The organism is Anaerolineales bacterium, assembly GCA_019637805.1.
Taxonomy (GTDB): Bacteria; Chloroflexota; Anaerolineae; order Anaerolineales; family UBA11579; genus JAMCZK01.
Genome location: JAHBVB010000001.1, coordinates 1083447 through 1103615 on the forward strand (window position 1 = coordinate 1083447; position 20169 = coordinate 1103615).

General features: G+C 60.5%; 21 protein-coding genes. 14 read left to right on the forward strand and 7 right to left on the reverse strand.

What is annotated here, in order from left to right; all coding sequences use genetic code 11:
- The first annotated feature begins 29 nt into the window (after positions 1-29).
- Positions 30-2060 carry a PAS domain S-box protein gene (locus KF885_05275; protein ID MBX3048568.1) on the forward strand — a complete coding sequence of 677 codons (2031 nt, stop codon included), beginning with the start codon at positions 30-32 and terminating at the stop codon, positions 2058-2060.
- 5 nt (positions 2061-2065) lie between these two features.
- Here KF885_05275 and KF885_05280 read toward each other — a convergent pair whose 3' ends face one another.
- The gene (locus tag KF885_05280; GenBank protein ID MBX3048569.1) at positions 2066-2407 is read right to left on the reverse strand and encodes an aspartate 1-decarboxylase; all 342 of its coding nucleotides are present in this window, start codon (positions 2405-2407) and stop codon (positions 2066-2068) included.
- A gap of 98 nt (positions 2408-2505) precedes the next feature.
- On the opposite strand from KF885_05280, the gene KF885_05285 reads away from it, so the two are divergent.
- From KF885_05285 to KF885_05295, 3 genes are all read left to right on the forward strand, one after another.
- Complete coding sequence (locus KF885_05285; protein ID MBX3048570.1) at positions 2506-3264, forward strand: hypothetical protein; 759 nt, start codon at positions 2506-2508, stop codon at positions 3262-3264.
- Between the two features lie 165 nt (positions 3265-3429).
- Positions 3430-4665: a DEAD/DEAH box helicase gene (locus KF885_05290; GenBank protein MBX3048571.1), complete on the forward strand. Its 1236-nt coding sequence runs from the start codon at positions 3430-3432 to the stop codon at positions 4663-4665.
- A gap of 91 nt (positions 4666-4756) precedes the next feature.
- Entirely contained in the window at positions 4757-5164 is a 408-nt protein-coding gene (locus tag KF885_05295; protein ID MBX3048572.1) for an Rrf2 family transcriptional regulator, read from the forward strand.
- Here the strand turns inward: KF885_05295 and KF885_05300 are convergent.
- Genes KF885_05300 through KF885_05315 form a run of 4 tightly spaced genes read right to left on the reverse strand, consistent with a single transcriptional unit; the run spans position 5159 to position 8349 of the window.
- On the reverse strand, positions 5159-5566 hold the full coding sequence (locus tag KF885_05300; GenBank protein MBX3048573.1) for a thioredoxin family protein: 408 nt from the start codon (positions 5564-5566) through the stop codon (positions 5159-5161). The two genes, KF885_05295 and KF885_05300, sit on opposite strands and share 6 nt — an antisense overlap.
- A gap of 1 nt (position 5567) precedes the next feature.
- A complete protein-coding gene (locus KF885_05305) occupies positions 5568-6047 on the reverse strand; it encodes a DUF4395 domain-containing protein (protein ID MBX3048574.1) in 480 nt (159 codons plus the stop codon).
- Between the two features lie 14 nt (positions 6048-6061).
- The gene (locus KF885_05310; GenBank protein MBX3048575.1) at positions 6062-7486 is read right to left on the reverse strand and encodes an MBL fold metallo-hydrolase; all 1425 of its coding nucleotides are present in this window, start codon (positions 7484-7486) and stop codon (positions 6062-6064) included.
- A gap of 20 nt (positions 7487-7506) precedes the next feature.
- Positions 7507-8349: a sulfurtransferase gene (locus tag KF885_05315; protein ID MBX3048576.1), complete on the reverse strand. Its 843-nt coding sequence runs from the start codon at positions 8347-8349 to the stop codon at positions 7507-7509.
- Between the two features lie 330 nt (positions 8350-8679).
- On the opposite strand from KF885_05315, the gene ssb reads away from it, so the two are divergent.
- From ssb to KF885_05360, 9 genes are all read left to right on the forward strand, one after another.
- Entirely contained in the window at positions 8680-9117 is a 438-nt protein-coding gene (gene ssb, locus KF885_05320) for a single-stranded DNA-binding protein (GenBank protein MBX3048577.1), read from the forward strand.
- Between the two features lie 9 nt (positions 9118-9126).
- Entirely contained in the window at positions 9127-9492 is a 366-nt protein-coding gene (locus KF885_05325) for a DUF3467 domain-containing protein (GenBank protein MBX3048578.1), read from the forward strand.
- Positions 9489-10130, forward strand: coding sequence for a haloacid dehalogenase (locus KF885_05330; protein MBX3048579.1), 642 nt, complete (start codon positions 9489-9491; stop codon positions 10128-10130). The genes KF885_05325 and KF885_05330 overlap by 4 nt, the downstream gene beginning before the upstream one ends.
- A 2-nt stretch (positions 10131-10132) precedes the next feature.
- Positions 10133-10369, forward strand: coding sequence for a hypothetical protein (locus tag KF885_05335; GenBank protein ID MBX3048580.1), 237 nt, complete (start codon positions 10133-10135; stop codon positions 10367-10369).
- Positions 10366-10884, forward strand: a complete 519-nt coding sequence (gene cas4, locus KF885_05340) for a CRISPR-associated protein Cas4 (GenBank protein ID MBX3048581.1) — start codon at positions 10366-10368, stop codon at positions 10882-10884. Before KF885_05335 ends, cas4 begins: the two co-directional genes overlap by 4 nt.
- Before the next feature lie 30 nt (positions 10885-10914).
- The gene (locus KF885_05345; protein ID MBX3048582.1) at positions 10915-11805 is read left to right on the forward strand and encodes an NAD(+)/NADH kinase; all 891 of its coding nucleotides are present in this window, start codon (positions 10915-10917) and stop codon (positions 11803-11805) included.
- Positions 11802-12320, forward strand: a complete 519-nt coding sequence (locus KF885_05350; GenBank protein MBX3048583.1) for a hypothetical protein — start codon at positions 11802-11804, stop codon at positions 12318-12320. The genes KF885_05345 and KF885_05350 overlap by 4 nt, the downstream gene beginning before the upstream one ends.
- Positions 12321-12323: 3 nt before the next feature.
- Positions 12324-14051, forward strand: coding sequence for a DNA repair protein RecN (recN, locus tag KF885_05355; GenBank protein ID MBX3048584.1), 1728 nt, complete (start codon positions 12324-12326; stop codon positions 14049-14051).
- Positions 14052-14114: 63 nt separating this feature from the next.
- Positions 14115-14306, forward strand: a complete 192-nt coding sequence (locus KF885_05360; protein ID MBX3048585.1) for a hypothetical protein — start codon at positions 14115-14117, stop codon at positions 14304-14306.
- Positions 14307-14354: 48 nt separating this feature from the next.
- Here the strand turns inward: KF885_05360 and KF885_05365 are convergent, their stop codons facing one another.
- Together KF885_05365 and dnaG are read right to left on the reverse strand one after the other, a co-directional pair.
- Entirely contained in the window at positions 14355-15953 is a 1599-nt protein-coding gene (locus KF885_05365) for a sigma-70 family RNA polymerase sigma factor (protein MBX3048586.1), read from the reverse strand.
- A gap of 7 nt (positions 15954-15960) precedes the next feature.
- Complete coding sequence (dnaG, locus tag KF885_05370; GenBank protein ID MBX3048587.1) at positions 15961-17880, reverse strand: DNA primase; 1920 nt, start codon at positions 17878-17880, stop codon at positions 15961-15963.
- Positions 17881-17997: 117 nt separating this feature from the next.
- On the opposite strand from dnaG, the gene glgP reads away from it, so the two are divergent.
- On the forward strand, positions 17998-20166 hold the full coding sequence (gene glgP, locus KF885_05375; GenBank protein MBX3048588.1) for an alpha-glucan family phosphorylase: 2169 nt from the start codon (positions 17998-18000) through the stop codon (positions 20164-20166).
- Positions 20167-20169 lie beyond the last annotated feature (3 nt).

Sequence of the window (20169 nt, forward strand, 5' to 3'; positions counted from 1 at the left end):
GGTTTGCCTTAGACTTTTGTAGTCAGAAAATGAATATTGCCGGCAGAACCAGAAGGTTGATTCTCATAACTGGGCTTGGATTGCTTCTGATCCTAGCAATCTATTCCGTCGCGATTCAGGTTCTAACTAGAGTAACAGAGGAAAGAGTCGCGGCTGTTCTGACCACTGTTCAAAACAGTACTTTGGTGGGTTTATTGGATTGGATGGATGGCGCCAAAGAGCATGTAAATGCTTGGGCCGAATCGAGGGCGATTGTTGCCCAAGTTGAACAGTTAACCAGTAATTCTGAAGTTTCACAGTCCTCGTCTCATGCTTTTCTGCAAGCCAGCCTCAGCCCAATTACGGCTGATACTCATTTCTTTGGTTATGCCATTATCAGTCCGGAAAATATTGTCCTCGCTTCCTCAGGGGTGGAAGAGATCGGAACATCGAGTCTACTGGGCCAAAATACAGGGCGTTTGGACCGTGTGCGTTCTGGCATAAGTTTGGTCACAACACCAATCAAAAGAACTGATTCTGAAGAGGCTGTGCCGGTTATCTTAGCTGCGGCACCGGTTCGAGGCAGCGATCAGGTTGTGATCGCGGCACTGGTCTTTTTTATTGATCCCTCACAGGATTTTTCCACGATCCTTCAACGCGGCAGGTTGCTGAATTCTGGGGAGACGTACGCAATTGATAGTGACGGGGTTTTGGTCAGCGAGAGTCGCTTTGGAGAAGCACTCAGAGATATTGGTTTAATTGGCCCGGAGGATGCCTCCATCCTCAGCATTCAAGTCAGGGATCCGGGAGCTAACTTGCTGACCAGCCAGAGTCCCGTTTCAGTTGACCAGCGACCTTTGACGCGTGCGGCAGGAAGTCTTGTATTAGGCCAGTCCGGGATGGATGTGAGCGGTTATCGTGATTACCGCGGGGTAGAGGTGGTGGGCGCCTGGATCTGGAACGAGGAATACAATTTTGGGATCATCACAGAGACGGATTGGGATGAATCATTCTCCAATGTAGAATCAGTAAGGCTGGCTTTACTTTCTCTGGGTCTGCTTTCGGGCCTGGCCTTGGTAGGCTCTGTGGTTGTTTCCAGCCTGGCTGATCAAAAAGAGCAACTGGAAAAAGCGCGCTACGAGTTGACTGTTGAAGGTGCGCGGGAGGCAATTCTTTCATTCAATTCTTTAAATCAAATCACAGCATGGAATGCAGAGGCAGAGCATATTTTTGGACGCAAAAAAGAGGAGGTGCTTTTCAAAGAAATTGCTCATCTGATTCTTCCTAAAGAAAACCAGCAGTTTTACTTGCACCAACTCGAAGAGACACGCCGGAACCCTCAGGCTTTCCTAAACCGTGAGCGTACAGAGCTTGAGATGCTGCGCAAAGATGGAAGCAGATTCCCGGTGGATGTCTTTTTGGTGCCTATTAATATTGGAAGGGACCAGGGGTTCTCTGCAATCATTCGTGATCTTACTGAGGTCAAAGAGGCGTATCAGCAGCTCAAAGATTCGCGTGACCAATTGGCCATAGCTTATGACGAAACATTGCGCGGATGGACTGCTGCATTGGATCTGCGTGACAATGAAACTGAAGGACATACGCAGAGGGTGGCCGATGCGGCACTGCGTTTGGCTGAAGCGTTAGGCGTTCCAGAAGACGAGCAGGTGCACTTGTATCGTGGCGCCCTGCTTCACGATATTGGCAAAATTGGCATCCCAGACCAAATCCTGCAAAAGCCAGGACCTTTAGACCATAAAGAGTGGGCGGTGATGAAGCGGCACCCCGTATACGCTTATGAATTTCTCAAACAGATCCCGTATCTGGTGCCTGCCTTGGATATCCCCTATTCTCATCATGAGAAATGGGATGGAAGCGGCTACCCGAACGGTCTGCGCGGACAAGACATCCCGTATTTTGCCAGAATGTTTGCGCTGGTTGATGTTTGGGATGCATTAACGTCTGATCGGCCCTATCGTAAAGCTTGGCCAGTGGGAAAAGTCCGCGAATACATTCTGGAGCAACGTGGTAAGCACTTTGATCCTGAGCTTACGGATGCTTTCTTTGCGAGCTTTTTGTAGCTGAACTACAGATATTGCACAAACTTATTGTTCTCATCCACCAGGATGAAATGGGTTTCCACGGGGGTATCTGTAATTTCGAAGGCGATGATGATGATCTCTTCGCCAGGCTTGATCAGATGCGCGGCGGCGCCATTCATCGTGATCTCTCCGCTGCCTCGTTTGCCCACGATCACATAGGTTTCCAGGCGCGCCCCACTAGTGTTGCTGACCACCAGCACTTTTTCGCCTGGCCACAGACCGGCCTTCTCGATCAGGTCTTCATCAATTGTGATGCTGCCGACGTAGTTCACATCCGCGTCGGTGACGATGGCTTTGTGGATCTTAGAGCGTGCCAGAATGCGCATTGCGTTCTCCTTGGGCGGTTATTCTACTCGGCTCAGCAGATGGGCGCAGCATGAGTCTGCGCCATTCAGCTCGGCCAGCATCGCTATAATTGCGCCTTGTGAATGCCCGTCTGCTCAAGACCCTTGGCCTGCTGACGTTGCTGTGGCTGACCGGCTGCCGGGTCACTTTTGCGCCGCCGTCGCCCACCGAGGCGCCAACGCCGCTGCCTAGCGCCACGCCCACCCCGGTGTGGTTCCCCCCCACCGCGCAGCCCACTAGTTTCCCCACGCCGCAGCTGCAACCCACGGCGGACATGCGTCCGGGCATTGGCGACCTGCTGCTGGAAGACGACTTTAGCGACGCGGCGCTGTGGACCACTGGGGGCGACCGGGATGCGGTTGTGGCCGTCTCCAACAATACGGTGCATCTTACGCTCAACCTGGCCCGCAATTATCTGTTTAGCACGCGCTCCCAGCCGGTTCTGGGCAATTTCTATACTGAGATCACCGCTGAACCCAGCCTGTGCCGCGGCAGCGATGAGTACGGCCTGCTGCTGCGCGTCCAGAATGGTGACCATTACCGTTTCGCCCTGAGCTGCGATGGGAGCGCCAAGGTGGACCGCTACCTGGGCGGCAGCCTGACCCGTCACGCAGGCTGGGCCAGCAACCGCATCATCCCCAGCCTGGCCCCCAGCAGCGTACGCCTGGGGGTGTGGGCGCGCGGCAGCCAAATGCACTTCTTTATCAACGACATGTATTTCTTCAGCGTGAGCGATACCCAGCTTTACCAAGGCACTCTGGGTGTCTTCGTGCACACCACGGGCGAAGGGGATGTCTCGGTGAGTTTTTCCAATCTTCAGGTCTGGGGCCTGGAATAGCAATCTGGCCAGGCGCTTGACTTTCAAGCGCGTACCCTGTATCCTAGTCCGGTCTTATCCACTAGCAACTTTATTCGGCAGTCGCCGCTGTTCTTGTCTGAACTTAGTCTTATTTCTCTGTTCATTCCCAAACACCCGCTTGACTTCTGAATAACAAAGGAATATATGCAATTCACTGAGTTCAACCTTGATGCTCGCCTTCAAGTGGGCATCCAACGCGCCGGTTTCGTGCAACCCACGCCGATCCAGGCCCAGGCCATTCCATTGGCCTTGCAAGGCGCAGACATCATCGGCACGGCCCAAACCGGCACAGGCAAGACTGCAGCTTTCGTGCTGCCTTTGCTCAACAAACTGCTGGACGGTCCGCGCCGCCAAACGCGCGCCCTTATCGTCACCCCGACCCGTGAGCTGGCCGAGCAGATCCACGAAACCGTGAAGCTGCTGGCTACCGGCACGGGTCTGCGTTCCGTCACCGTCTACGGTGGCGTGGGCGCCCGCCCGCAGGCCCAGGCGCTGCGCAACGGCACCGAGATCATCGTGGCCTGCCCCGGTCGTTTGCTCGACCTGGCAGGGCAGGGCGCCGCGCGCCTTAACAAGGTCGAAGTGCTGGTGCTGGACGAGGCCGACCGCATGTTTGACATGGGCTTCCTGCCTGATGTGCGCCGCATCCTCAACCTGGTCCCAGACCAGCGCCAGACGCTGTTCTTTTCCGCCACCTTCCCCAAAGAAGTGCGTGAGCTGGCCGAACAGGCCCTGCACGACCCGCAGCGGGTGGCAGTCGGCATTAGCGCTCCGGCTCACACCGTTTCACACGCGCTCTACCCGGTTTCCAACGGCGCCAAGACGCGTTTCCTGGTGGAACTGCTGACGCAGTCGGCCACCAACTCGGTGCTGATCTTTACCCGCACCAAGCACCGCGCTCAGAAGGTAGCCCGCCAGCTGGAGACGTCTGGCTATCGAGTCACCAGCCTGCACGGCAACCGCACCCAGGGCCAGCGCCAAGCGGCCATCAAGGGCTTCCGCGAGGGCCGCTTCCAGATCATGGTGGCTACCGACATTGCCGCCCGCGGCCTGGACATTCAGTCCATTTCGCATGTGATCAACTACGACATGCCGGATACCACGGACGCTTACATCCACCGCATTGGGCGCACCGGCCGCGCGGAACGCAGCGGCGACGCTTATACCCTGGTGACCCCGGAGGACAAATCAGCCCTGCGCAGCTTGGAGCGCGTGCTGGGCAAGCCCATCGAGCGCCGCAAACTGGAAGGTTTTGACTACGGCAGCGAGCCGCAGCTGGCCGCTGCCGGGCCGGAACCCGCATTTCCCCGCGGCCCGCGCCGCGCCCAGCGCAATCGGCGTGGTGAAGACTACGCCAAGCGTCTGGCTTCCTATCGCTAATTCAGAATTCAAGTCAAAGCCCGCGCCGTATGGCGCGGGCTTGACTTTGTAACTCTTTGGGCTACACTCCTATCGGAGTTATCACCTTTCTATGAAACTGACCGCCCGTAGTGAATACGCTTTGCTGGCTTTGGTGTACCTGGCGCGCAACAGCGAGATCTCACACATCCCTGTGGAGACCATCGCTAAAGCGCAGGGTATCCCGCCGCGTTTTTTGGAGCAGATTTTGCTTTCGCTGAAGCGCGCACATGTGGTGCGCAGTGTGAAAGGCCAGCGCGGCGGGTACAGCCTGGCCCGCCCGGCCAACGAGATCTTCCTCGCAGATATCATCCGCGTCTTTGATGGCGCACTGGCGCCCACCGAATCGGTGAGCAAGAACTTTTACGAAGCCACGCCCGTGGAAAAAGAAGAGGGATTGCTGCGCGTGTTCCGCGATATTCGCGATTACACCTCGAACAAGATGGAAACTACTTCCCTGGCAGATGTAGTTGTGTCATAACTGCTGCAGTTGTTCCAGCAGTTTTTCCAAACGAACCACGCCGTAATTGGCGTGTTTCATTTCCCCTTGACGATTAAACAGATAGGTCGTAGGCACACTCAGCACTCCCCAGCGCGAGGCCAGCTCCGGCTGGGCCTGGGCGTCGATCTCGATCACCTCAAGCTCAGTCCCCAAGCTTTGTTTGGCGTCTTCGATCGCCGGGCGTTGGATGGTCTTGCAGGGTATGCAGGTGGGCGTGGTGAAGTAGACTAGCACCTTGCCGGCCCGTCGTCCCGCCCGGCGCAATTCGGAGAGTCGAGCTGCACCGCGGCGGGACGCCTGCTGGGTCAGTACACGCAGCGCGGCCCAGCTGACGGCGATGATCGCCGCCGCCAACAGGGCGCGCCACAGCCAGTCTGGCATACTAACTGGCCTTGGGTTTCATGCCTGGGGTCACGCCAGCCGGCGGCTGTTTGCTGAACCCAGGTATCTGGAGGCGAGCCAACCAGTAGTAGATGGCGCAGCCGACGCAAAAGCCGCCGAAAGCGTTCAGCGCCGCCAGACCCACCACCAGCCACACCAGCACCCAGCCGGTGGCTGAGCCGCTGAACAGCAGCACAGCCCCAACCCCCAAGACGAAGAAGCCGATCGTCTGGGCGAAGCGGTGCGGCTCAGGGTTGTCATCCAGCACATCCGGCTTCAGCAGCCCGGCGGGCTTGAGCACCTTTTGGTACAGGAGCAGGAAGCCCGGCACCTTGAGCAGGCTGCCAATCCCCATCACCGCCGCCACAAAGGCCGCCAGCCAGGGCTGGTTGAGGATGAAAGCCAATATGCTCAGGGTGATGATGGTGAGCTGGTTGGCTTTTAATGCGGCGTGGTCCACTTTTTGAAGTTTGTTTGTCATCTTTCCGCTCCGTGTTAGTTGTCGCTGCCTTTGACGGTTTCGTAGCCGGCCATCATCCAGGCCTGGATGCCGTCGCGCAGCATGTAGAGGTTTTCGTATCCCTGGCGCTCCAGCAGCGAGATGGCCACCGTGGAGCGCGAGCCCGCCTTGCAGTGCACCACCAGGGGGCTGTCCTTGGCGGGCAGCTGCTCGGGGCTGGCGTGGGGTAGCCAGCCTGCTTCCAGGTGCTGCGCTCCCGCCAGACGGTTGGCTTGGAATTCATGTTTGAAACGCACGTCCAGGATCTCCGGCGGGCTGGTTTGCTCCAGCCAGTCCTTCAAGCGTTCGGCGTCCAGGTTCTCGACGCGGTTGACGGGGTAGCCGGCGGCTTCCCAGGCAGTCACGCCGTTCTCCAGGAACCCCACGAAGTTGTCGTAGCCGATGCGGATCAACTGCAGCACCGCCTCACGGCGTTCTGTCGGCGCCTCTCCCACAATGATCAGTTTGGCATCTGGCGGGATGACCCAGCCGGCCCAGGCGCATAAGGGGGTGAAGACCGGGATGCCGTACGAATTGGGGATGTGTTTGGCCAGATAGCTTTCGCTGTCGCGTACATCCAGCAACAAGGCGCCTTCTTCCAGGGCCTGGGCCACTTGTTGGGCGCTGAGCGGCGTGAGTTCCGGCACGCCACCCAGCACCCGCGCACCGGTCAGGTTCACGGCCGGCAGGCGCTCGTAGTGGCTGGGAAAGCTGGAGAGGTGCGCCAGCGCTTCCGTCACGAACAAGTCTTCCTGGTCATACTTGAAGAAGGGATTCTCCTGGCGCTCTTTGGCTATGGTCGAGACGCGTTCCGAGCTGGTGGTGGTATTGCAGAAGGAGCCGGCTCCGTGGGTGGGGTACACCACAACCGCGTCCGGCAGGCCGGCCAGCTTGTGATGCAGGGTGTTGAAGAGATCCTGGGCCAGGGGGCGCGTATTGTGCTCGCCGTGCAGGTCAGTGCGGCCGGTGCCGCCGACGATCAGCGAGCCACCGCTGAACAGCATCAACGGTTCCGGCTGGTCGTTCAGATAGGCCAGGAAGCTGATGTGCTCTTTGCTGTGGCCGGGCGTGGCCAGCACTTCCAATTCCACATCACCGAGGGAGATGCGGTCGCCTTCGGCCAGCGGCAGGTGTGGGAACAGTGAACCGCCTGCCGCGCTGACAGCGATCTGATAGTCAGTTGAGCCGCTTTGCTGCAAGGCGTGGCCCAACTCGTGCACGCCGGAGATGAAATCCGCGTGCAGGTGGGTTTCCAGGCCGTAGACGATTTGCAAACCGCGCTCCTGGGCCGCCTGCAGGTACTTTTCCACATCCCGCTCCGGGTCGATCACGGCGGCTTTGCCGCTCTCCGCAGAGGCAATGATGAAAGAAGAATTGCCCAGCTCAGGATTTACGAACTGTTTGACAAGCAGTTTGCTCATAATGCTTCCCTCAATTTCGGTTATTTTTCAATGGGCGAGTTGACCAGATTGCCCCATTCGGTCCACGAGCCATCGTAATTGCGCACTTGGGGATACCCCAGCAGCTGGGTCAGCACGAACCAGGTGTGGCTGGAGCGTTCCCCGATGCGGCAGTAGGTGATGATGTCTTTGTCGGGGGTAAAGCCCTGGGCTTCGTAAAGGGTTTTCAGCTCCTCGACGGACTTGAAGGTGCCGTCCTCACGCACGGCACTGGCCCAGGGGATGTTCTTGGCACCGGGGATGTGCCCGCCGCGCAGCGAACCCTCCTGCGGGTATTCCGGCATGTGCAGTTTTTCGCCGGAGAACTCGGCGGCAGAGCGCACATCCACCAAGGGTAGGCCCTGGTCCTGGTGTGTAAGCACCTGGTCGCGGAAGGCGCGGATGCTGACGTCGTCGCGGGCCGGGGCGGTATAGCTGCCTTTGGGGAAGCTGGGCACCTCGCTGGTGTAAGGGCGGCCTTCGGCCTCCCACTTCTGGCGGCCGCCGTCCAGGATGCGCACATCCGGATGGCCGAAGAGTTTGAAGACCCAGAACGTGTAGGTGGCCCACCAGTTGTTCTTGTCGCCGTACAGCACTACAGTGGTGTCGTTCGAGATGCCTTTGGACTCCAGTAGGGCGGCGAACTGCTCTGCGTTCAGGTAGTCGCGCACCAGCGGGTCGTTCAGCTCAGTGTGCCAGTTGATCGCCTGGGCGCCGGGGATGTGGCCTTTGTCATACAAGGTGACATCCTCGTTGGATTCCAGCAGCCGGATGGCCGGGTCGTTCAGACGCTCCACCACCCAGTGAGTGTTTACCAATACTTCAGGAATTGCAGGGGTGCTCATACAACCTCCAAGTTCAAGTATTTTGTCAATGGAATTAGTCAGTTTAAGAGGCAAATAAAAAATTGACTAATCCGATAGACAAAACTTTATATCGCGCTTCTGGGCGAGAGTCAAGCGCAGGGTTGACTCTCTTCGCACATTTGGTCTATACTCTAAACCTAAGCCGGTGAGTGAATTTTCCCTGACCGCGGCGAGTTACGCCGTGGAACTTAACCAAGCCGCTCACCCGAAAGGAGCCCCATTCCCAGCCAATCGCATACAGCTCAAGCTTGTTCGACCCTGCACCATCTGGGTCTGTTGCCGCGTCCATTCTGAACCTGAGGAGAGAACATGTCATACCAAAAGATCACCATTGTCGGAAACCTGGGTCGTGATCCCGAAATGCGCTACACCCCGGGCGGCCAGGCCGTCACCAATTTTTCGGTGGCCTCCAATCGCCAATACACCAGTTCCACCGGTGAAAAAGTGAAGGAAACCGTCTGGTTCCGCGTATCTGCCTGGGGTCGCCAGGCCGAAACCGTCAACCAGTTCCTTAAGACGGGCAGCCAGGTGCTGGTGGAGGGCCGCCTAACCCCGGACAAAGCCAGCGGCGGACCGCGTATTTGGACTCGCCAGGACGGCACCCCGGCCTCTTCCTTCGAGATCACCGCCGAACGCGTGGTCTTCCTGGGTGGCCGCGGCGATGGCAGCGCCCCAGGCGGCGGACCGGACAATTACCAGTCCGCGCCGATGATGGATGACGGCTTTGAAGACGAAATCCCCTTCTAGGCGGTGAGCATGCCTGATCCCAAGCCCAAACCGGAACAAGAAAAAGGGCCGGGCGTTCCCGGCGCCCTGCGCCCGCGGCTGGTGCCGCGGCCGGGCCTGGCGGGAGAAGCGGTGTATGCCAATGTGGTGCGCATCTCGCATGCGCCCTCTGAACTGGTTTTCGACTTCGCCCATTCTTTGCCCGGCGAGCTGGACGTGCCGATCAAGGCGCGGGTGGTGCTTTCGCCGCTCAGCGCCAAGTTACTGCAGCGCGCCCTGGCGGACAGCCTGGCCAAATATGAAACGGCCTTCGGCGTTGTAAATGTGCCGCAAGGAAAATCTTTGGCCGATGACTTGTTTCGCTCCCCAGAGACCCCGAAACCGGAGAGCGAATGAGCCGTTTGGACGAGATCACCAAATCGATCCATGCCAGCTTTGAGGCGCAGACCGCCGCGCGCGACGCGGCCCTGGCACAGACCCGCCAACTGACCCGGCATTGTGCCCACGCCATCCGCGCCATCCATCGCGATGAAGCCGCCACCGCCCAGACCGAGCTGGCAGCCGCCAGTCAGCTGGCCGCCCAGTTGCGCAATGGCCTGGCGGGCTTCCCCGACTTGTACTTTGCCGGCTATACACAGGATGCGCTCAAAGAGTTTGCCGAAGCGGTGATTGTGGATGCCCTGGTGGCTGGCAAAGAACTGCCTTCTCCCGGAGAGCTGCAGGTGGAGCCGGCCACCTACATGCAGGGCCTGGCGGAAGCCGCCGGAGAACTGCGCCGCCGCTGCCTGGACATCCTGCGCCACGGCCATTCAGATGAAGCTGAACGGCTGCTGGAGCAGATGGACGACATCTACGCTGCCTTGGTCACCATGGATTATCCTGACGCGGTCACGCGCGGCCTGCGGCGCCTGACGGACATCTGCCGCAGCCTGGTGGAACGCACCCGCGGCGATATGACCATCAGCCTGCGCCAGCAGGGCTTGGAGGCCAGCTTGCGCAGGCTGGAGGAGCGCCTGGGGGGCGAAGCTTCGTAAGCATGCAGCGCCAGTGGATCAAAGCCTCGGAGATCGGCGAATACTTGTACTGCCGGCGCGCCTGGTGGTTCCGCCAGCAGGGGCAAGCCAGCGCCAACCAGGCAGCCTTGCAAGCCGGCGGCCAGGCCCATGCGGCCCACGGCCGCAGCCTGCGCCTGACCGGCTGGTTGCGCTGGTTGGCCCTCGCGCTGGCGTTGCTGGCCCTGGGCTTGCTTTGGGCGCAGTGGGGTACGCCGTGAACCCAGCCGTTTTCGCTTTGTTGTTGCTGCTGGCGGCCGGTCTGCTCTTTTGGTGGGCCAGCCGCCAGCAGCGTCGCCTGGGCCTGCCCAGCGGCCGCCTGCTTTATGAAGACAGCGGCGCGCAGGAGCAGCTGCAAGACGTGCTCCTGGCCGAGGACCTGGGCTTGCTGGGCCGGCCGGATTACCTGGTGCAGGCCAAGGAAGGTTTGGTGCCGGTTGAGGTCAAGAGCGGGCGCACCCCTCAGCGACCGTTCGAGACGCACATCCTGCAGCTGGCCGCCTACTGCGCGCTGGTGCAGCGCAACTACAACCAGCGCCCGCCCTATGGCATCATCCGTTACCCGGAGCGCAGCTTCAACGTGCCTTTCACGACAGAGTTGGAGGCTCGTTTAATCGCCGTGCTGAGTGAAATGCACACCGCCCTGGCGACAGGGGTGGAGCAACACCGTTCCCATACCATGGCGGCGCGCTGCCGGGCCTGCGGTTACCGAGACGTGTGCGTAGAACAGCTCTAGACACGGACGCAAACGGTTAAGATAGTCGCCATGCCCAATCCCGCCCGCTCTCCGCAGTTTCAGCATGCCGCGGTACTCTCGCGCAGTTTGGAAGGGGAGCCGATGGCGCAAACCTTGCAGGTGGCCGCCTTTCTTGGGGAACTGGGTTTGCAGGCTACTCCTCTGTATATGCATGCCGTGGAAGTGCCGGAACGCGTGGCTGCTGGCGAATTCGATCTGATTATTGCTCTGGGCGGCGACGGCACCATGCTGCGCGCCGGCCATTTTTGCGCCCCAGCAGGCATCCCGCTGTTAGGCATCAATGAAGGCAACTTTGGCTTCCTGATCGAACTGGAGCGGCACACCTGGCGCGAGATGCTGCCGCGCTTGCTCAGCGGCGAATATCGCCTCGAAAAACGCATGTTGATTCATGCCGAGCTGTGGCGGGAAGGCAAGCAGATCGGCGCCTGGGAGGCGCTGAACGAAGCCATGATCGGCCGCGGCCGCCTGGCGCGGCCGGTGCACCTGGCCGCCAGCCTGGACGGCCAGCCGCTGACCACCTACGTGGCTGATGGGCTGATCATCGCCACCGCCACCGGCTCCACGGCCTACGCCCTGGCCGCCGGCGGCCCGGTACTGCCGCCTGAGCTGCGAAATATGGTGCTGGTGCCTGTGGCCGCCCACCTCAGCATGGAACGCGCCATTGTGCTGGCTGAAGGGTCGGTCATTCGCGTGGAGATGAAGCGCGGCGTGGAGCCGGTGCTGACCATCGACGGCCAGCAGCCGATCGAGGTGCAGCTGGGCGACTGGGTAGAACTGCGCGCCAGCTCGCACAGCCTTAATTTCCTGCGTTTCAAAGACCCCGGCGACTTTTACGCCCGCCTCTTGCATATTATGGACAACAATCCGGCCGCCCAGGCAACTGACACGGAGACGCGATGAGCACTGCCACCTATTGCGCCAACCATCCTGACCGGGAGACCGGCCTGCGTTGCAACAACTGTGACAAATACATTTGCATACAATGTGCGGTACACACGCCCACGGGCTACCGCTGCAAGGAATGTGTGCGCGGCCAAAGCAAAGTCTTTGAGACCGCCCGACCCCTGGATTTCGTGCTGGGTTTTGGTGTGGCTTTGGTACTTTCATTTATTGCCGGTCTAATCGCCAGCCGGATTGGCTTTTTCATCATCCTGCTGGCGCCCGCGGCGGGTTCCATCATCGCCGAGGTCGTGCGCGCCATCACCGGCCGGCGGCGCTCACTGCGCTTGTTTCGCCTGGTGGCGATTGCCGTGGCTTTGGGCGGCCTGTGGTTTGTGTTGCCCGTGGGGTTTTCCATCCTGGCGGGCGGCGGGCTGATGAATTTGATGGCCCTGCTGTGGCCGGTTCTCTACACTGTGTTGGCCACCTCCTCGGCTTACTACCGCCTGTCAGGCATTCAAATTGGGGGGCGCTAGCCCATGCTCACCGAGCTGCGCATTCACAATATCGCCATTATCGAGGACCTGACCCTGGAATGGGGTCCGGGCCTGATCATGCTCAGCGGTGAGACCGGCGCGGGCAAATCCATTGTGCTGGACGCGGTGGAAACCCTGCTGGGGGTGCGCGCCGACACCAACTTGATCCGCGCCGGTGAAGACCGTGCCAGCGTGGAGGGCACCTTTAAGATCCCGGAGGCGCTCAAAGGCCAGATCCATGCCATTTTGCAGCGTGAAGAGCTGCTGGACGACCCGGACTACCTCAGCATCCAACGCGAGTTTCGCCGCGAGGGCCGCAATCTGGCGCGCGTCAACGGCCGCCCGGCCACGGTGGCTTTGGTCAAAGAATTGGGCGAACTGTTGATCGACCTGCACGGCCAGTCGGAGCACCTCTCTCTGCTGCGCGTACCTGCCCACCGCGGCCTGCTGGATCGCTATGCAGGCGTAGAGCGCGAGCTGGCCGCCTACCAAAGCGTCTATGCCAGCTTGCAGGATGTACGCCGTGAGCTGGGCAACCTGCGCGAGGCGGAAGCGGATGCTGCCCGGCGGATTGAGCTGCTCAGCTTCCAGGTGCAGGAGATTGATGCCGCCCGCTTGCAGGTGGACGAAGAACAGTCCTTAAAGGAAGAACGCACCCGCCTGGCCAATGCCGAAGCGCTGGCGGCCAACGCCAATCAGGCGCTGGCCGCGCTGGATGAAGGCGAGGGCGAGGCGCCCTCCGCAAATGATCGCCTGGGCGCCGCCCAGGGCGCCCTGGCCCAGCTGGCCAAAGTGGACCCCTCGCGGGCCGAGCTGCACACCCGGGCGGAGGGCTTGTTCGACGAACTGAGTGAGCTGACCCGTGATCTGCGTGACTATCTGGAACAGATCGAGTTCAACCCGCGCAGACTGGAAGAGGTGGAAGAGCGCCTGGGCCTCCTGCAGAACCTCAAGCGCAAATACGGTGAGGACATCCCCGCCATCCTGGCGTTCGCCGAGCGCGCCCGCAAGGACCTGGACAATATTTCCAACGCCGAAGAGCGCCTGGCGCAGTTGGAGGCTCAGGAAGCTGAGCTGCTGCTGCAGCTGGCTGCCGCGGCGGCGGCGCTCTCCGCCAAGCGCCATGCGGCTGCCAAGACGCTCAGTGAAGCTGTGGAAGTCGAGTTGGACGACCTGAAGATGGAAGCCGCCCGCTTCGGCGTGGACTTTGCCCACCGTGAAGACCCCGCCGGGTTGCCGTTGGATGGCAAGCATTATGCTTTCGACCCATACGGCCATGAAACTGCGGAATTCATGGTGGCCCCCAACCCCGGGGAAGGCCTCAAGCCCCTGGTCAAGGTGGCCTCTGGCGGCGAAACCGCCCGGCTGATGTTGGCGCTCAAGAACGTGCTGGCCCGCGCCGACCAAACGCCCACCCTGATCTTTGATGAGATCGACCAGGGCATTGGCGGCCGCGTGGGCAGTGTGGTCGGCGAGAAGCTGTGGCGTCTGGCGCGCCAGCACCAGGTGCTGTGCGTCACGCATCTGCCGCAGCTGGCCGCCTACGGCGACCAGCATTTCAAAGTGGAGAAGGTCGTCCAGGGCGGTCGCACCAGCACCCAGGTGAGCTTGCTGCAAGGCGAGCCGCGCGTGGTGGAGCTGGCCCATATGCTGGGGGAAGTCAGCGAAGGGACTTTGCAGTCCGCCCTGGAGATTTTGGATACGGTCCACAGCACCACAGTTTCAGGCTAGAGGTATTTCACTAAAATCAAGCGCGGAATTTTCCGGCGTCTTTGCGAAAGGAACCTTGAATGCATGAGCGATACGGTTTGTCTCTCTTGTGATGGCAAGATCAGCGTGAAAAACACCCCCAAGATCGGCGCACGCGTGCAGTGCCCGGCTTGTGACGCGGAGTTTGAAGTGGTTTGGTTAAGCCCGCTGCAGCTGGATTGGCCGGTGGACGACTTTGAAGATGAATATGATGATGCAGGCTACGACGAAGACTAAGCCATAAAAAAGAGCCGGGATTTCCCGGCTCTTTTTATGTCACAAACCTTAGCTTCCGCCCAGGTATTCGCGCAGTTGGTGGCTGCGGGTGGGGTGGCGCAGTTTGCGCAGGGCCTTGGCTTCGATCTGGCGGATGCGCTCACGCGTCACGCTAAAATGCTGGCCGACTTCTTCCAGGGTGTGGTCCTTGCCGTCCACCAGGCCGTAACGCAGCTCCAGCACTTCACGCTCGCGGTCGGTCAGCGCCGCCAGCGCGCTCTGCACCTGCTCGCGCAGCATCTCGCGGGCAGCGGCGTCCATCGGCGCCAGGGCGTCTTCGTCCTGGATAAAGTCGGCCAGTTCGCTGCCATCTCCGGCGCCCACTGGGCTTTCCAGCGACATCGGCTCTTCCGCGCTGCGCAGGGTTTGCTCCACCTTGGTGGTGGCGCGCACCCAGCGCCGCTTGAGTTCGGTGGGGATGGCTTGTTCGTTCTTGAGCAGCGTTTTGATCTCGCGGCTGTCAGCTTCGTCGATCAGGTCGCTTTCCAGGGCGATCTCATCTGGGTTGGGGTCACGGCCGAGCTGCTGGGTCAGTTCACGCTGGATACGCATCAAGCGCTGGATCGACTCGAGCAGGTGCACCGGGATGCGGATGGTGCGGGCCTGGTCGGCGATCGAGCGCGTGATCGCCTGGCGGATCCACCAGGTGGCGTAGGTGCTGAACTTAAAACCGCGCGTGGGGTCGAACTTGCTGACGGCGCGCAGCAGGCCGATGTTGCCTTCTTGGATCAGATCCTCAAAGGTGGACCCACGGCCGACGTAGCGCTTGGCAATGCTGACCACCAAGCGCAGGTTGGCGTTGATGATGGCGATCTGCGCTTCCATCGAGCGTGTTTCCGTATCGGCCATGGCGACTTTGAGCTCTTCATTGGATGGCAGCATATTGGCGAAACTGCGCGCCGAAGGCAACTGGCCATGCCCCACGATGTGTTTGCCCAGCTTGTCCAGCAGTTCATCAGGCATTAGATAGAAGCCGATCAATTGCGTGAAGGCATGCTTGGCCACGCTGTCCCAGCGGGCATCCTTGCCCCACAGGCCATTATCCAGATAGCCGCGCAGATAGGAAGGCACTTCGCTTTCCCAAGTGCTCTGCAGCCGGCGCGCCTCTTCCATGGTCAACAGCAGGTCAGCGGCAGGGTATCCCTGCGCCGCGGCTTCCGTTTCCAGGTCCTGGTGGGCTTGCAGCATGCCGTTATAGATCTGCTTGTATAAACTGCGCGGTTCGCCCTCGGCGCGCTGCACTTGCGGATCGGCCTGCGCCTGGTGCAGGCGGTGCGCCGCCTCCACTCGCGTAGCCAGCCAATGCTCGCGGTCAATGTTCAGCAGGCTGACCAGGCCGATCTCTTTTAGATAAAGGCGCACGGGGTCGTCGCCGGCATCCACAATGCTCTCTCTCGCCAGATTTTGGGCGGCGCGGGTCTGGGCCCAGGCGGCTTGCAACTCCCCGCCAAGGCTTTCGTCATCCTCGTCGTCTTCGATGGCGGGGCTTAGCTCGCCGGCTTCCAGGCGGTTTTCTGTTTCATCCAGAGGCTCCAGACCAAAATCTTCCTCTACGCCTTCGTCCTCAAAGTCATTCTGGTCGTTAATATCGTCGGTTTTTGGGCTCATGGTTGCCTTAGCGGGTGGAGGCCAGTTTGCGGTCGCCGGCCAGCGCCTTATCCAGGCGCTGCAGCGTCAGAGTATTTTGTAGCATTACTTGGGCGTATTCGCTGGCTTTCAAGTCGCCCTCCTCTTGCGCCGCGGCTTGCAAGTAGCGCATTTGCTCGTTGGTGGCGTACAGGTTGCGCCGGCGCAGCATCAAAATGCTGCGCAGCAGGTCTTCAAACACACGTTCCGCGTTGGGGTCCATCTCCTGGCTGTTCATCAACATTTCATCGGCGCGGTCCAGCAGCGGCAGCGGCAGGTTTTGCAAAGCATAGCTGGAAGGTTCCAGCAAATCCTGCTCCAGGGACTCCAGAGACAAACGGAACATCTCCTGCATTTCGGAATGTTGAAAGTCACCCGAAGAAAGCCGCGGCAGCTTGGCTTGTTGCAGAGAACGATTGACGCGGTAGAGCAGTTCCGGGGTGCGGATGATCACCGCCAGAATGTGCTTCTCCAGCTTGAAGTTGGGGTCGGAGTTGGTTGCCTCAGCCGGCGCCGGGGAGGCTTGGGTGGCTTCCGCGGCCGGGCGGCGCGGCCTTGGGCGGCTGGCCGGCCGCCGCGCCGGCCGCTCGCTGACCAGGCTGCGCTCGTCCACCTGCAGCAGGCGAGCCAGCTTTTGTGTGTAGGTGTCGCGTTCGATCGGGCTGGGCAGGTCGCCGATCAGCGGCATGACCTGCTCTGCCAGAGAGCGTTTGGCTTTAGGGTCGTTCAGGTCTTGTCCGGCCGCCAGGCTGAGCATCACGTGTTCCACCACCGGGCGGGCGGCGGCCAGCAAGCGCGGCCATTCCTCCGGGTCGCTTTGCACCAGCTCGTCCGGGTCTGTGTCCGGCGGCAGGGTGATCACCCGGATGTCTGCTTGCAGGCGGGCCTCGTGGCGCAGCAAGCCGCGGGCGTCAAAGACGATCTCCTCTTCGCGGTCCAGCGCCTGGCGGGCCACTTGCAGACCGCGCAGCGTGGCCTGGTTGCCCGCCGCATCCGCGTCCAGCGCCAGGACGATGCGCTTGCTCAGTCTTTTCAGCACGCGCAGCTGGCCCTCGTTGATGGCTGTGCCCATCGGGGAAACCGCATTGCTGAAGCCGGCCTGATGCAGGCCGATCACATCCATGTAGCCTTCCACCAGCACGGCCTGGTCTTCGTCGCGGATGGTTTTGCGGGCACGGTCCAGGCCGTAAAGCAGGGCGCCCTTGTCAAACAGCGGCGTCTGCGGGGAATTCAGATACTTTGGCTGGTCGCCATCCCGCAGGGCGCGGGCGCCAAAACCCGCCATGCGGCCGCCGCTGTCGCGAATGGGAAAGATGAGCCGGTTGCGGAAGCGGTCGTACTGGCGCCCATCGCGTTCGCTGGCTACTCCGGCCTCCAGCATTTCTGCAGGGCTGTAGCCCTTGTCTGCCAGGTAGTCGCTGAGCGCGTTGAACGAGTCAGGCGCGTAGCCCAGACCAAAAGCCTCGATGGTGGCGTCGCTCAGGCCGCGGCCGCGAATGTAACCCAGGGCAGCTTTGCCCGCCTCGCTGCTCAGCAGCTGCTGGCGAAAGAAGGTGGTGGTCGCCTCCAGCAGCTCACGCAGGCGTGTGTGCTGTTCTTTGGCGGCTTGCTCCATGGGGCTGGGGGCGCGCAGCTGCACGCCGGCGCGTTCCGCCAGGCGGCGCAAGGCCTCGGGGAAATCCCAGCCCTCTTTTTTCATCACAAACTTGAATACGTCTCCGCCCTCATTGCACTGGCCAAAGCAGCGCCAGGTGCCGGAGTCTGGGAAGACGACAAAGGATGGAGTGCGTGTATTGCTATGGAAGGGGCACAGCCCTGTGAAATTCTTGCCGGCCCGGCGCAGTTGGACGGTCTCGGAGACCAGGTCAGCGATGTCTATGCGAGCTTTGATTTCCTCAATGCTGCTCATAAGCTCCAGAGAGCGCCAGGGTTGGGGCAGGCGCGTCAGAGGGCGGATTATACCCGCGCCTTTTGGGCGAAGTGTGCATGGTACTATTTAATCTTCACATTCAGGAAGAGAGCCTTTATGTCCGATTTTCATGCGCGCCAGCCCAACCACTTCAACATTCCAGAACGCATCCGCCGCTTGGGAGAGCTTTCTTACAACCTGTGGTGGACCTGGAGCCAGAACGCACGCGATTTATTTGACCTGATTGACAATGTACTCTGGGAGCAGGTGGGGCACAACCCCGTGCTCTTTCTGCGCAATGTACCCCTGAAGCGACTGGAAGCCGCGGCCCGGGACCTGAATTATGTGGACTTGTACGATGCCACCCTGGCACGTTTTGACGCCTATATCCATGCCACCGACACATGGTTTCAGCAGAATTGCGCCCAGCATGACGAGGCAAAGATCGCCTATTTCTCCACGGAGTTTGGCTTGCATGAAACCCTGCCCATGTATGCCGGCGGCCTGGGGGTTCTGGCTGGCGACCATCTAAAAGAAGCCAGTGACCTGGGCTTGCCCATGGTGGCGATGGGCTTTATCTACACCCAGGGGTACTTCTTCCAACACATCAGCGAAGATGGCTGGCAGGAAGCCCGGCGGGTCACGCTGCGCTTTGAAGACATGCCCGTCATGCCACTTGTGGATGCGGATGGCCGGCGCCTGACGGTTGAGGTGCAGCTTCCCGGCCGCACGCTGCACGCTCAGGTGTGGGAAGTGCGTGTGGGACGCGTGCCGCTGTATTTGTTGGATAGCAACGTGGAGAGCAATACAGACACGGACCGCCACCTGACCGCCCGCTTGTACAGCAGCGAAATGGACCTGCGCATCTCGCAGGAGATCGTGCTGGGCATTGGCGGCGTGCGTGCCCTGCGCAAGCTGGGTTACCAACCCAATGTCTGGCACATGAACGAGGGCCACTCCGCCTTCCTCAGCCTGGAGCAGGCCCGCGAGCTGGTGGCGACCGGCATGCCGCTGGAACAGGCTGTGCAGCAACTGCGCAATCAAAACCTCTTCACCACCCACACCCCGGTTCCAGCAGGCAACGATGAATTCCCGCTGTGGTTGGTGGATCAATACTTTTCGCATTATTGGCCTGAACTGGGCCTGGATCAGCAGGGCTTCATTGACTTGGCCGGACGCGTGGCTGCTGACCAGACCACCTTCAGCATGCCAATATTGGCCTTGCGTTTCTCCGCCCAGCACAATGGCGTCTCCGAACTGCACGGCCGGGTGGCGCGGCGCATGTGGAACTTCTTGTGGCCTGAGGTGAAGGAAGACGAAGTCAAAATTCGCTATGTGACCAATGGAGTGCATACCGATACCTGGTTGTCACAGCGTCTGGCGCAATTGCTGCGCAAGCACCTGGGCAAACAATGGCATGAGCGCTTGGACGACCCCAAAATGTGGGATGGAGTGCTGGATATCCCCGACGCCGAATTGTGGAGAGTGCGGCGTCACCTCAAGCGCCGTATGGGGGCGTTCATCCGTGAACGCGCCCGCAAGCATTGGATCCACGATGGCGTGCATCCGGTGCAGACCCTGGCCGCGGGCGTGATGCTGGACCCCTACGCGCTGACGATCGGCTTTGCGCGACGCTTTGCCACATACAAACGCGCCGACCTGGTGCTGAGCGATATTGACCGCCTGCTGCGCCTACTCAACCGGCCCAATCGCCCGGTGCAGATCATCTTCGCCGGCAAGGCCCACCCGGCGGATGAGGGCGGCAAGCTGCTCATTCAAGAGGTCTACCGGGTGGTCAAGAAGGCCGAAACCGGCGGGCGGCTGGTGTTCTTGGAAGACTACGACATGAACGTGGCCCGTTACTTGGTGCAGGGTGTGGATGTGTGGCTCAATACGCCGCGGCGCCCGATGGAAGCCTCGGGGACGTCTGGGCAGAAGGCAGCGCTGAACGGCGCGCTCAACTTCTCTGTGCTGGATGGCTGGTGGCGCGAGGGCTACAACGGCAAAAACGGCTGGGTGATCGGCAAGGACGAAGATATTATTGACCCCAACGAACAGGACGCCAGCGATGCAGCCAGCTTGTACGATGTATTGGAAAACCAGATCGTGCCGCTGTACTACCAGGATCGCCTGCCCCACGAGCCGCCGCCAGCCTGGCTGGCGATGGTCAAGGAATCCATCCGCACCCTGGCCCCGCAGTTCAGCGCCCGGCGCATGCTGAAAGAATATGTGAATAGCATGTACCTGCCGGCGATCGAGAACCCCGACCAGTTCTTGGAAGGCTAGCTA